At 40.2% G+C, this 14045-nt stretch carries 11 protein-coding genes; 3 read left to right on the forward strand and 8 right to left on the reverse strand.

All coding sequences use genetic code 11. From position 1 onward, the window contains the following. Window positions 1-358 precede the first annotated feature (358 nt). A complete protein-coding gene (locus U735_RS0101730) occupies window positions 359-802 on the reverse strand; it encodes a hypothetical protein (protein ID WP_031442176.1) in 444 nt (147 codons plus the stop codon). 463 nt (window positions 803-1265) lie between these two features. Between U735_RS0101730 and U735_RS0101740 the strand changes: the two genes are divergently transcribed. Next, complete coding sequence (locus U735_RS0101740; RefSeq protein ID WP_031442177.1) at window positions 1266-1796, forward strand: lipid-binding SYLF domain-containing protein; 531 nt, start codon at window positions 1266-1268, stop codon at window positions 1794-1796. A 66-nt stretch (window positions 1797-1862) separates the two neighbouring features. After that, a complete protein-coding gene (locus U735_RS0101745) occupies window positions 1863-2771 on the forward strand; it encodes a lysophospholipid acyltransferase family protein (protein ID WP_051891827.1) in 909 nt (302 codons plus the stop codon). Between the two features lie 88 nt (window positions 2772-2859). On the opposite strand, the gene U735_RS0101750 is transcribed toward U735_RS0101745, so the two are convergent. After that, on the reverse strand, window positions 2860-5481 hold the full coding sequence (locus U735_RS0101750; protein ID WP_031442179.1) for a sodium:solute symporter family transporter: 2622 nt from the start codon (window positions 5479-5481) through the stop codon (window positions 2860-2862). A 125-nt stretch (window positions 5482-5606) separates the two neighbouring features. Continuing rightward, complete coding sequence (locus tag U735_RS0101755) at window positions 5607-6380, reverse strand: creatininase family protein (protein WP_031442180.1); 774 nt, start codon at window positions 6378-6380, stop codon at window positions 5607-5609. Window positions 6381-6617: 237 nt separating this feature from the next. Between U735_RS0101755 and U735_RS0101760 the strand changes: the two genes are divergently transcribed. Then, on the forward strand, window positions 6618-7343 hold the full coding sequence (locus U735_RS0101760; protein ID WP_031442181.1) for a FadR/GntR family transcriptional regulator: 726 nt from the start codon (window positions 6618-6620) through the stop codon (window positions 7341-7343). Between the two features lie 13 nt (window positions 7344-7356). On the opposite strand, the gene U735_RS0101765 is transcribed toward U735_RS0101760, so the two are convergent. The 5 genes from U735_RS0101765 to U735_RS0101785 form a co-directional block, all read right to left on the reverse strand. Next, window positions 7357-8244 (reverse strand): phytanoyl-CoA dioxygenase family protein, encoded by an 888-nt coding sequence (locus U735_RS0101765; protein ID WP_031442182.1) that lies wholly within the window; start codon window positions 8242-8244, stop codon window positions 7357-7359. Window positions 8245-9050: 806 nt separating this feature from the next. Then, the gene (locus tag U735_RS0101770; RefSeq protein WP_034247958.1) at window positions 9051-10181 is read right to left on the reverse strand and encodes a sialidase family protein; all 1131 of its coding nucleotides are present in this window, start codon (window positions 10179-10181) and stop codon (window positions 9051-9053) included. A gap of 23 nt (window positions 10182-10204) precedes the next feature. Continuing rightward, on the reverse strand, window positions 10205-11377 hold the full coding sequence (locus U735_RS0101775; protein WP_031442184.1) for an AGE family epimerase/isomerase: 1173 nt from the start codon (window positions 11375-11377) through the stop codon (window positions 10205-10207). A gap of 45 nt (window positions 11378-11422) precedes the next feature. After that, window positions 11423-12325 carry a dihydrodipicolinate synthase family protein gene (locus tag U735_RS0101780; RefSeq protein WP_031442185.1) on the reverse strand — a complete coding sequence of 301 codons (903 nt, stop codon included), beginning with the start codon at window positions 12323-12325 and terminating at the stop codon, window positions 11423-11425. A gap of 211 nt (window positions 12326-12536) precedes the next feature. Next, window positions 12537-14042, reverse strand: coding sequence for a RagB/SusD family nutrient uptake outer membrane protein (locus U735_RS0101785; RefSeq protein ID WP_031442186.1), 1506 nt, complete (start codon window positions 14040-14042; stop codon window positions 12537-12539). Window positions 14043-14045: the final 3 nt, after the last annotated feature.

Consider the following 14045-nt stretch of genomic DNA (forward strand, 5'->3'; position numbering starts at 1 on the left):
TTAACGTGAGTTCGATATGTATTTTATTTAAAATCAGTTGTTTATATGACATCTGTCCGGTCGAGCGGAGTCGAGACCTCATTGTAAATACATTACAGTAAAATAACCTCTCGACTCCGCTCGAGGGGACCGTAGCATTTATTATAACTTACATTAAATCAATGTATTGATAATATTTTTATGTCGAACTCACGTTATGTTACCAATTTTAGGGGTAACACAATTTTTGAAAATTTACAGGTACTGAACGATTATTTTTTCAAAAGGACAATGGTCTTTTACTTTCTTAGATCACTGTAATAGGATATCCTTACCATGGGGTAAATGGTGAACTTAACAGGGTAATCATCAAGTATTTCTAGTTAAGCAACCTATTCCCTTTGTCCTTTTTCATGATTTTTGAAACCAGTTTAAAAAGGCGCGACTTAAGTTCCCTGTAGTTAACAGAATATTTTCCTATTTCTGAATTTAACTCCCAATGGGTCTCGGTATAGGTTTTTTCCATTTTCAACTGATCTATATGATCCAGCATAATTTCCAATTGGTTCTCATGGGCCTGTACTTTTTTCATAAGTACAATTACTTCCTTTTCGGCGGTTGCGATAGCCCCAATAATCTCCTTGCTTTCATTGAACACGGCGGAATCCGTCAATTGCAAGGTGAAGGATTTTACCAAATCGTTCAAGAACAGCTGTTCGTCTCTTATGAATTTTAATTCGGACATCCATTTTAGGCTGGCTTCGTGCATTTCGCTTGGATCCAACCACTCCATCATACTTTTTTTATTGATTGAAGCGCTCATAATTTTGTGTTTTATATATTCTACATGACTCTTTATGTGCGGTATATCCAATAATTATAGACTTATTAGAAGATACCATATGCGGATAAAGGATAAAAAAGGGTCGGTAGTTGCAACTTTTATACCCGCAACCTTAAAGTTAGGAAATTGAAAAAGGTAGTTAAATGACCTTGGTCATTTTTGTTGTTCCATTTACAAAATTTTTATGCTTACCACAGTGTTAAGAGCTTTATATATTTTAAGGGTAGAAACACTATTTTAAGCCGTTGCAACTGTTGCGCTAAATAAATATGTTGTCTCTCCTTGTTTTTTTTTGGGAATTGGATATTAAGTACAATTGCCTAAAAATCATTAATTTAGATAGGGTAAAAGAAGTATTAACAAATTCTTACAATTTTAAATTAATGGGTCCATAGTAAGTATTTCTAATTTTGACCTACAAATAGAGCAGAACATAAATACGATGAAAAAATTAAAATTTACTATAATTTTGTTGGCGGTAATGTCAACGGCCGTAGCAATATCACAGACAAGAAAGGATAAAAAAATTCTGAACGATGCTGCCAAGGCAAAAAAGACCTTGCTAAAGGCCCATTCCGGGTTACAAAGCTTATTTGATGATTCTGCTGGATATGTAATTTTTCCAAACGTTGGCAAAGGTGGACTTGTGGTAGGCGGAGCTTCAGGAAATGGAGCCGTTTATGAAGATGGAAATGTTATTGGCCTAGCTGGACTTAAAAAATTAAATATTGGGTTGCAGGCAGGTGGGCAGGCAATAATAGAGGTCATTTTTTTTGAAGATGCTGAGGCGCTTAACGAATTTAAACAAGGCAATTTTAGCTTTGCAGCAGAGGTGTCGGCGGTTGCGCTAAAGTCTGGAATAGCCTTGAACGCCAAATATAAGGATGGTGTTGCCGTGTTTGTTTTACCTAAAGCAGGTCTAATGGCCGATGCTTCGGTAGGAGGACAAAAATTTAGTTTTAGAGCATTTTAGAGTATTTGGATTGTTGTAGCATTTTAAATGCTGTTGTTTTTTTGGAAGAACTTAAGACTGAACAGGATGAAATACCTTTCAAGAGTTAAATTTCTGCCCTTCTATGCAGTTTCCATATTACCAATGGGGGTACTTTATGTTCTCTCGGATATGATGTATTTCTTGGTATACCGGGTAGTGGGATATCGTAAAAAGTTGGTTTTCAATAACCTTAGAAATTCATTTCCTTCCAAGAGTGAAGAGGAAATAGGGCAGATTGCCAGGGATTTTTATAGGCATTTCTGTGATATTGTTTTGGAATCGTTTAAAAGGTTGACGATAGGGGAGAAGGAAATAAAAAAACGCTTGCTCATCAAGAATCCGGAGTTGATCCAAGAGTATGTAAATGACCAACGAAGTATTCTCATGTACACAGGGCATCAAGGCAATTGGGAATGGTTGGTTTTTTTGCCTTTAATGTTTCCCTATAGTTCCAATACATTTTATAAACCTATTAAAAACAGATATTTTGATGAGCTGTTCAAAAATATGCGAGAACGTTTTGGTGTAAATTGTGTGGAATCGGACAAGGGTTTTAGGACCATTATAGATAATCATCAAAGGAAAGTACTTACCCTAAATTGTATGATCGGCGATCAAAGTCCAACTAAAAAGAGTTCCAAATACTGGTATAATTTTCTAAATCAGGAAACAGCATTTTTTATAGGTGCCGATAAGATAGCCAAGAAAACCGATCAGGTAGTTTTATTTCCATTTTTCAAAAAATTGCGGAGAGGTTATTACGAATTGGAGTTTAAGATCATTGAAGATCACCCACAAATAAGGGACAATTTTGAGATATTGGAAAAATATACCCAACAATTGGAACAGGCCATTATGAGTGCCCCGGAATTATGGTTGTGGAGCCATAGACGATGGAAGCTAAAAAGGGAAAATGAAGCCTCTTTGCCGGAATTGGAATATGCTTCCAAATAGGCTGGCCATGGTTCATAACTTACCTCATCTTTTTCTTTTCGCCCAAATTGAATTAGCAAATAAATGGGCGTTGGACAGGTTGAAAAATTTAAATTTGGGTTCCATTCTGTTTTTTGTTCTTAAAAATCAGGCTAAATACATATCCAAATACAAAGCAGGAAACCAATCCAAAAAAGGCGTACATTAAAAAGTTTATAGAGGTATAGTTACTAATATAGTAGATTAAGCCTCCACTGAACACAAATCCGATTAGCGTGCCTTTGGCATTGGCTTTTTTCGTCAACATGCCCAAAAGGAACATTCCTCCCAGGCCGCCTGTAAAAAGACCCAGGTATCTGTAGAATTCATCCCATAGGGATTTTATGTTGGAACTAGCCATCCATAGTGCAAACAACACCCCTAAAATACCTGTGATTATGGTAGCCACCCTTGCAATGCGTAGGAGGCGCAAATCGGCTATTTCGGGACGGAAGTGCTTGTAGAAGTCGCTGCAGAATGCCGTGGAAACCGAGTTTAAACTACTGCTGATGCTGGACATTGCCGCTGAAAAGATTCCTGCCACAAGCAGTCCTGACACTCCTAGAGGAAGCTCTTTAACAATGTACCACGGAAAAATGGAATCGTTGTTGGTAATGGATGGGGATAAGCGATCGGGCATCTCAGAATAAAATATAAATAATAAGGTTCCAATACCAAAGAATATTATGGTTGCCGGTAGGGTCATAATGGCGTTGGTGTAGACGGTTTTCTGTGAATCCTTGATATTTCTACTGGTCAAGTAGCGTTGAACAATGGTTTGGTCCGTTCCTTGGGTGACCAGAGCAGAAGCCAATCCTCCAATAAAAACCACCCAAAAAGTGGAGTCGGTAAAATTGAGTTCCATGTTCATAATGTTGAACTTATTTTTGTTTGATGCATAATCTATCATTTCACTGAAGTTAGCTTCTGTATGCAGCATAATCCAGATAATAGCCAAAACACTACCTCCCATTAAAACTATCACCTGCAGTACATCTGTCCAAATTACCGCTTCTATCCCTCCGAATGCAGTATATATTATGCAGAGTATGCCCATTAATAAAATACAGGCCTCAACGGGTATTCCGGTAACTATGGATACAGCCAATGATGGCAGCAATAGGACAATCCCGATTCTGCCCAATTGAAACAAAATAAAGGAAAGACTGCCCAATGCCCTGGCCGTGTAATTAAACCTATTCTCCAGAAATTCGTAGGCTGTGGATATTCGGAGTTTGGCAAAATATGGAATAAATATATAGGCAATTACAGGGGTAATCAAAATAGCGGTCATATTGAGCATAAAATAGGACCAATCTGTAATAAAGGCTTTGGCCGGTATAGCCATAAAGGTTATTGCGCTCAGCAAGGTTCCAAAAACACTGAGTCCCGAAGCCCACCAAGGGATACGCCCACCTCCGGTAAAGTAGTCTTCAGTAGAGCGCTGTTTCCTGGAAAAATATAGCCCTATAAGGACCGATATGCACAAATATGCCGCCAATATCCCATAATTTAGCAGTCCAAAAGGATGTGCAGCTTCCGCAATTTTGAACGCTTGTACTTTCGGCGTGCGTATTCCGGGAGATATTTCACCTGAGACGATGATGAAATTGTCCTGGTCGCTGAAAGATAGGGCCGTAACCGGAATTTTAATGTCCAGACTATCATGGACGAACCATTTTTTGGTAATGGTGTTGTAGGCCAAAATGTCCCTGCTAAAACCGGGATGTGTATTTAATATATTATTTCTTGATCGAATTAAATTTTGCCTTATGGAATCATTGTTCTCTTTGGAAATTTGTAACCCATATTGCTCCAATTGATTGAAAAGTGTTTCGTCAGAACCACCGTAAATCATTAAATGCATAGATCCCATGGCTTCGGCGGAGGCCCCCATCAATACCCTGGGCTTTTGGTCTATAAGTACTTCACCTTCTTCTTGCCAAGTATTGTTTTTGAGATTATAGGATAAATAGGTGCGGATTACTTCCGAAAGATTTCCCTTTACTTCATTCCTTCCGCCAACCACAAATATCTTTTTAGCTTCAGTGGCTTCTTGGACCACTGCCGTATGAAGGCCCCTGGGGGGACCCGGGAAATCCGGAAGCCGTTCCCAGGAAGTTTTGGTTTTTAGATCCAGTCTTAGAAAAGCGTTGGTGCTCTTAGCATTATTGATGCCCCCAATAACATAAACATAATCTCCGTTGATAACGGCGGCAGAGTTGGATAGAGGTTCTGGGAGGTCCGGGTAGTTTATTATGGATATGTCCGAGGTATTTTTGTCGTAACTCATAAGAAAAACAGCATTACTGGTTTCTTCATTATTGTTGCCGCCAATACACAGAATTCCATTGGGAAGATTTACCGATGCTCCGTAGGCTAAAGGGTAAGGCAGAGAAGTTTTTGCCAATTGCCATATGTCATCTTCGAGGATATATATAGAACTGCTCCATTTTTTTTGTCCACCTTCCCAGGGAAGGGCATCGGGGAAGTTGGCTCCTCCTGCTGCGATCATTACTCCATCATGCACGCCCCCCAACATCCCTGCGAGGCCGAAGGCCTTTGGCTGATCAGGTTCGGCCGGAAGATTGGGATAATCTTGAATGGAAAGCTTAAGGCTGTCTTGGGAAAAAGCTGGGAATGTGCCCAGGAGCACGATTATAAGTATAAAAAGCTGTTTTAATATCCGCATGTTAGATATGTGTCTTGGTTGGGCCAATATACTTAAAATAATAGTATTATGTATGACATATTCACAAGATTTTAAATTTTAACAACTTTATTATTCGTGATGGTGGTATGGCTGTTAATATATGGTTACTCGTACATATCATCAACATCGATTTCATGGAGTTCCACTAAAAATTTGGCAATAGAAGCTGTCACTGCCTTATGGAAGTTGGCTCCATTTTCTGGGCTGGCCATTTTTGGATTTCCCACGCCGGTATCTTTGGTGACGGCCGTCCATTTACGTTGGGCGGTAACCCATCCCTCCTTTAATCCTTTTATTTTGAATGTTTTAGCGTTTCCATCTCCGGCTTCATTCAAGGGCAATACCAAATTTGGGGTTAAATGCATTACAACGGCGGTCTCCAATTCCCCGGCATGGTCCCCTGGTTCTTGAAAATAGTAGGAAGCCTTGGCGGCCTGCCACCAATTTAGAGAGCAAACGAAGACTGTAGGATGAATTATGCTCAGTTCCCTGATCATCTGTTTGAAATTATTGCCTCCATGTCCGTTTACGATGACCAATTTCCGAATACCATTGGCCTCCATAACCTGGACCAAATCTTTTAATACGGCCATTTGGGTACTTGGGTTCATATTTAAACAAAGATCAACATCTATTTGTCCCGTATTTACACCAAAAGGGATGGTGGGCAGAACAATCACTTTAGCACCTTGGGTCCAGGCAATTTCGGCCGATGCCAAGGCGGCGTTCTCTGCCAGAATATTGTCGGTTCCATAAGGCATATGGTAATTATGTGCCTCAGTAGCGCCCCAGGGCAATATGGCAACGGTGTAGTTTTCCTCTCGCACGGTTTTCCAATTGGTTTCGGCCAATACGTATGGTCTTGGATAATTCTTCATCTTTATGGATTTTAATTTAAAGGTTATTGTTATCTAAATAAATAATCAATTTCACATTATACCTCTACAACTTGTTACCCAACACACTTCAATTTCCATATTAATATGTAAGACATAAAACAATTTTTACGCAATTAAGGGGAAATAGTTGTAATTTTGTTATAAATTACGCAAAAATTAATCTTCTGCCTTTAAATTGAACCAGGGTAATATCGCAATTCTAATTTTCGTAAAAAAATGAGTACACTAAATAAAATTGAACCTTTGGAAAACCTGTCTTTGGTGGATAAGGCGGAAATTAGAATTCTTAAGTTTTTTAAGGAGAACAATTTAAAGCCGGGGGATGCCATTCCAAAAGAATTGGAATTTTCCGAAGCTTTTGGGGTTAGTAGAACAGTTGTGCGGGAAGCTCTCTTGCGTTTAAGAACGCTAGGGATTGTTGATTCCAAAAAGCATCGCGGCATGATTTTGACCCAGCCCGATATTATAAATAATTTTGAACGTATCCTTGACCCCACTTTACTAGGCGATGATACCCTTAGAAACTTATTTGAGCTTCGATTGATAATGGAAATGGGAATTGCGGATTTTCTGTTTGAATACAAAACGCAAAAGGACATGGATGAACTGGAGCGAATTGTGACTTTGGAGGAAGAAACAAGTTATGAGAAGGATCGCTTTTCTTTGGACAGGGAAATTGCATTTCACGGCAAGCTTTACCAAATGTCCAACAATGCCACTGTGCAGCGGTTTCAAAGTCTTTTGTTGCCCGTTTTCGAGTATGTGTATTTGGAAGAATCCAAGAAAAACAAAACTGATTATCAATATTCTTCCGGACAATTTGTTACACATAGAATGCTAATGGACAACTTAAGGGTAGGTACTCCCGAGACCTATAGGAGTGCCATGCGCCGTCATTTGGAACCCCATTTTGATCATGCGTTAAAGAAAGGTAAAAAATAGAACAGATACTTTTTTAGGAATATTGAGGGGTATAAAGTAAAGGGAAAAATTTACCCTCCATCTTATGGCCTTTTGGAACCTTGGGAACCCCGGCCAAGAGCTCGTCGTCCGTATTGCTTACAGTGCCATCGGCAAATACGTTGAGTACAAATGCCCTTCTGCTTCTTTCCGATTTATTCTCGTAAGAACCATGCACCATTAATGGATGATGAAAAGTGGCGAAACCCTTTTTCAATTCAATGGCCGTGGGCTTAAACTCTTTTTTCTGATCTTCACTAAGATATTTCATGAGGCCATCCATATCACCTGCCAATGACGGGGCATCCAAAAGACCCCATTTATGGCTTTTGGGAATATAATGAAGGCAACCATTGTCCATATTGGCATCATCCAATCCTGTCCAGCAGGTAAGGTGTTGCATGGCAATTGTTCTGGTCCAATAGGAATAGTCTTGGTGCCAAGCTACTACACCACCATGCCGGGCTGGTTTACAAAATAATTGGTCGTGCCAAAACCTAACGGATTTGGTGTTCAACAGCTGATGGGCCGCCATAGTAAAGGCAGGGTTCCAAAGAACGTCGTGAAATCCTGGAGTAATACGCCAATGTCCAAGGGAATGGAATAAAACCGAATTGGGGTTCTGGGATTCATTACTGTGGAATTCATAGAACAAATGATTCCCGGGATGATCCGGGTCCATTATTTCCGCCAATTCTTGGTTTAATTTATCAACCTGCCATTCCTCCAAGAGCTTTATGCCCGATACATAACCAAATTCATGAAAGTGCGCCAGCTGTTCATCGGATAATTTGTATTGCTCCCATTCCGCCGCTGATTTAGGCTGTTTGAACATATCCGAAACCGCGTGGTCAAAATTGGCTAGATCCTTTACAATGGCCATAGGTGGATTTGTTAAATTAAATGATAGATCTAAACTAACATGCTAAAAGGCGTAGTTCATCATAAATATATCCATAATTTTTCAATGGGGCAATTTATCTGAATGTATTGCAGTTGTTTAAAGTGAGTTCGACATAAAACAATATCAAGATGTTGATTTCGTGTAAATTAAATAATTACTGCAGTCCCCTCGAGACCCAAGAAATTTTATTTTTCAAGCGGATAAAATGACATTATTTTAAAAATTTGATTTTGGGGTAAACATCAAATATGATACGGGTAGAGAGACAGTTAAAGGTATGAGTTATAAACTGAAGGTTTCCAGATCGTCATTTCGAATGCATATGAGAAACCGAAGGTTCACGAATACCCCTGAAATAAATATGACATGAGCTAAATCGCACATCCAGCTCCCGGCCTGTATGTGTGACTTCTCGTCGTCCCGAAAAGGGACTCTGTCGAAGTGACTATCGTTACCAATTCATATCATTCATATTGAGACTATTAATAAAGACGTCAATGGTAGCGGAGTCAAGAGGTTTTTTGAGAGTTATATCTTTTTATTGAGGTCTCGACTGCGCTCGACCGGACAAAATTATCATAAATAACTAATTAACAATTAGATATAAGTCGAACTCAGGTTACTTATAGTTTCCAAAAACTTAGGTAGTCCACAGTTGGCAAAAGGAAACCTTATTCAGTCAAGGTCACGTTGCCAACTGAATACTGTATACTACCAACGTATCATCCATTCCGTTCCAAATTCCTGACAGCAAAGCCAAGGATGTATTTTCATTGCATAATAGTTTAGTTTTTCCTGGGCCTTGGCTTTCTGTACCTGTCTTTTCCATCTGTCAGCCATTTTAGCGAAAAGCTTACGAAAGTATTCTTCTGGTAATCGTCCTGTTCAAAAAACAGACCTATGTCCCCGTTCTCCATGATGGTCATGGACGAATAAGCCGATTCTCCTTTGTAAATAGTTTTTCCTTCGGACCAGGTTTTGCCCTCATCATAACTTATTCTAACGGTCATGTTAACGCGATCTTTTTCACTTTTGGCATTGGAAAACAACAATCTGTTTTTTCGGTAACCATCCTCGATGGTGGTATAGCGGACTATACTGGCATTACAGCCTGGATCTATCAAGGCAGGTTCGGGTTGGGTTACCCAGCTTTTTCCTTCATCACTGGAAATATGTACATATCTTTTCCCCTCTTTATTCGCCCTTGCGTTGATCATCCAATCCCCATTGGCCAACTCTATAATTTTGGATTCGTCCGCAGGACTTACGGGAGTGTCTATAAAAAACCAGGATTTTCCATGGTCCTTACTGCCAAACACATGTAAACCGTTATTTAGATTTACCATGCAATGGAGTAGGGTGCCGGATCGGGTCTGTATACCACGACCGGAGGTGATAAATTTAAAATCGTTATGCCATTCCTGTTTCGTAATTTGAGGGGTAATATCTTCGGGTTGGCTCCAGGTCTTGCCGTTATCTGCACTTTTTACCACATGTAAATAGTACACGTCCTTTTCCTTATCCAGATCCATATAATTGTAAAATAGAAAAATTTCATTGGTAATGGCATCGACGATCATAGAAGGGTCCGAAGCGGATTGACCTAATGGAAAATCCACAATTTTTTCAATTGCTGACCAAGTTTTGCCATTATCAGCACTTCTTCTTATCACAATATTAATGTCTTTGCTCCATTTTAGGTCGCCACAGGAAGGTACCCTTTCATCAATAGCAGCAATAATATTGCCATTGGGAGCAGTGGCCAGGGCAGGGATGCGATAACAGGAAACATCCTGGTTCATAGTGGTGTTGAACAGATCCTGATGGCTTATAACCCCATCGGCAATCTCGAAGCTTTCCTGTTGTGCAGTAACATTATAGGTTACGAGCAGAAGTGCTAAAAATGTATTTTTCATGTCTTATAAATTTACGATAATTTCTATTTTATTATTCCTTTATTCTCCATTCTCTCAAAGGCTTTCCAACATTGGAGCATGGCTCTTGGCACATGAAAGCATCCCTTCCATTTGCCTCCTTTGAGGTTTAACAATACTTCCCCCCTTCGATTTAGATACCCAAACCATTCTCCGTGTTGTGGGTCTGAAAAATGCTGCCAGCTATAGTCGTGCACCTTGGTGTACCAAGCGGAAATTTCCGGGTTTTGGGTTTGTTCATAAGCCTTTGCAAGGGCTACCAAAGTCTCCAAATGTACCCACCATAATTTTTGGTCCCATTCCAATTGTTGGGGAGGATGACCCTTTGAATCCATAAAATAAAATATTCCGCCATATTCTTCGTCCCAACTGTATTCCAGAATTTTGACGATGGTCTCAGTAGCCTTATTTATTAACTCCCGGTCATTCCTTCTCACGGCAATATCGATCATAAACCACATGGCTTCTATGCCATGACCGGGATTCAGCAAACGGCCGTTAAAGCTGTCTTCCAAACTGCCATCGGGCTTTGTGAATTCGTAGATTATACCTGATTTCCCATCCAGAAATACTTCCATAACCTCTCGAACCGCAAAATCTATGGTTCGCTCCACTTCATTGGGTTCCAATATGTCTTCCAGCTCCAGAACCAAATTGGACAAGATCATGGGCAGGGCAAAACTTTTTAAAGGTCTGGCCAATGTTCCTTTTTCATATTTTCCCTTGGGGTTATCCTTTCTTAGAAGAATATTTAGATACGTTTTTTTGGCGAGTTCTTTATATTCCTGATCTTCTGCCGCTATTCCATATTGGGCAAAAGCCATGGCCGCAAAACAATGCGAAAAAATGTTATAGGGTTGTACCAAGGGTTGTCCGTTTGCGGTTAGGGAAAAATATACATTGCCTTGTGCATCCATTCCCTTATGTCTTATAAAATCGACCCCACTTTTGGCAATTTCCAACCAATTTTCCTTTGGTTCCACCTGGTTGTACAAGGTAGAGAACATCCACGCCTGTCTTCCTTGCAGCCACATAAATTTATCGGTGTCGTAAACCTTGCCTTCCCTATCCAGACAGGTAAAATAGCCGCCGTTTGTACGATCAAGGGAATGCCTTTCCCAAAAGGGGATGACGTTGTTTAGGAGATTGTCTTTATAAAGGTTGCTGTGAGGTTTCATTTGTAAAATTTAATTTTTTGGATAGCGCTTTGAAAAATGGAACATTTAAAATTTTGAAGTATAAGCCATTATTCCAAGGTCGTCTAACTCATTTTCGGCCCTTTTAAGTTCCTCAATTGAAAGTGTAACATGTGGAAATCTACTGGGGCCACAATCCACGCCCAAGACCTTCATAAAGGATTTGGCCGCCCCATTAAAACCACCTTTTGCATTTAGGGTATCCACGAACTTCATGGATTTTTCCTGAAGGGCCGCAGCCAACTTATGGTCGTTGTTTTGGAAAGCCTCTATGATGGATAAATACAAGGGCGCCAAATGGTTGTAGGTGCTACCTACCCAGCCTTCTGCTCCCAAAGGAAGACTCGCCAGTAAGATTTCATCAAAACCAAACAGAATATTATAGGCGCCATTATCAAAATCCTTACAATATTTATAGTCTATCAGGTTATTGTTGGTAAACTTGATCCCTGCAAAGTTTGGAATTTCCTGGGAGGCCAATCCCAAAAATTCGTGCATGAGGAAATTGGCACCGGTCAATACCGGTATGTGATAGTAATAAAAGGGAGTGTTGGGAGCGCAACTCGCAATCTCTTTGCAGTACTCCAACAAACTTTTTAACGAACTAAGTCTAAAGTAATAAGGGGCCAATGCTGCTATGGCATCTACCTTTTGGGCAGAATGTGTTGCCAAGGCTTTGGCTTCCTTTAAACTATTATGTCCAACGTGGTTTACCAGAAAAAAGTCGTTTGGTTTGTTCGCGGCCCATTCAGTGATAATATCTTTCCTTTCTTTAGTGGTTAAGGAAACAAAATCTCCGGTGGATCCGTTTACAAAGGCCCCTCTTACCTTGTTGTTTTTCAAAAATTGGCCGTATTCGGAGATTATACCCAAATTTATTGAGGTATCCTTATGCATAGGTGCATAAGTCGCGGCTATTAGTCCTTTCATCTATTTAATTTTTATTATGTATTACAAAATACAATTACGCACAAAGATTTCATTCTCCCAAAATAAATTAGTCAACACTTGGCAATTGGTTTAATCAATTTGGGTAATTTTTATTGGATGGTTTTAATTGTGGAATTAAAGCTTAAAAAGGATTCCAAAAAAATGGAACCCTTTTTTCAGCAAACAACTCAATTCAAACTAACTCAATATTTTAATTGTATCCCGGAGTTTGTTCCAGTAAAGGGTTTCTTCCGATCATATCGGTAGTAATGGGCAGTACCAATTTATACTCGTCACCAGGGTTTAAGAAGCTTATATTGTCCAGTACAAAGCTGTTCCCGGCCCTTCTTAAGTCCCACCATCTTTTGCCTTCACCTATAAACTCCTTATATCGCTCATCTAAGATGGCATTGGCGTTTTCTGTCGGAGATCCATTGGTGTAGGCGTGGAGGAGGGGCGCATAATTATCACCGTATGCCCTTTGGCGAATTTGGTTTATTTCTCTTGAAGGATCTTCCCCCAATAGGTTTTTGGCCTCTGCCAATAAAAGGATTACGTCCGCATATCTGTAGACTGGAACATCATTTTCAAAAATACGCTCGGACCCAATAACCTGCCCCAAAAATTTATTGAATACGGAACCGAAGTAGGCCGATTCATTATAGTTTGTATATCCAAGTCCGCCATTATCGTCCACATACAGCCTAATGAAAGTGGCATCCTTGCGACTGTCGTCATTGTCGTCCAGCAACAGTATCGTTTTTTCCGATTGTCCATATCTGTTGGCTCCTGCGATTACAAAATCGCCCATTGAGTTGCCTTTGTCATTAAAAGTTGGGTTTATTTCGGTACTTCTTCCGGTAAGGCTATTGTAAAAGTTGGAAGCTTCATCCTGCTTGTACTGTATGGCAAAAATAAACTCGCTATTTCCTTCATTTCCAACACCCCATAAGTCCGAGATGTTCGGCTCCAATGCCACCCCGAAGGAAGCAACCTGCTGTAAGGCTGTTTTTGCGGCCTCAAAATCCGAAGCACCACCGCCCATTACGTTGCCCGACCAAATATAAACATCGCCTTTAAGGGCCAATGTTGCCGCCTTGGACCAGAAGTTTCTATTGCCTTCCCAGAAATTGTTTGATGATGCAAAAGTGTTCAAGGAGGTTTCAATATCAGCTTTGATCTGGGTCATAACCTCTGCTTGGGTTGCTCTGGCTTTGCTCAAACTAGCGGGATCCACATCGGTTATGGGTTCCAAAATGATAGGTACTCCTCCCCAGGTCTTTAGAAGGGTGTAATAGTATAAAGCCCTTAAACCGTAGGCTTGTGCCAGTAAATGGTTTTTATCCTCTTCGTTTACAAAGCTAACATCTGGGGCGTTGGCCAGAAAATCGTTGATACGGTGTATTCTGGTGTACAGACCTGCCCAGCCACCAAAGGGTGCCGTGGCAACGGTAATGTCCGATCTTATCAGGGATTCATTGTTGGGCGATTCAAAGGTTCTGCCACCCCAAATATCACTTCGTATTTCACCTAATAGCCATAAGTCATCCGCAGAAGATCTTAAATTGGCATATAGGCCCGTATGGGCGGTTCTAACCCCTTCTTCTGTATCCCAAAAGCCGGCTGTGGTCAATTCACTGGGGCTGGTGAGTTCCAACTCACTTTCGCAAGCGCCCATGGTAAAGGCTATTAATAGTATGGAAATATATTTCTTCATCGT

This window comes from Arenibacter algicola, from assembly GCF_000733925.1.
Classification (GTDB): Bacteria; Bacteroidota; Bacteroidia; order Flavobacteriales; family Flavobacteriaceae; genus Arenibacter; species Arenibacter algicola.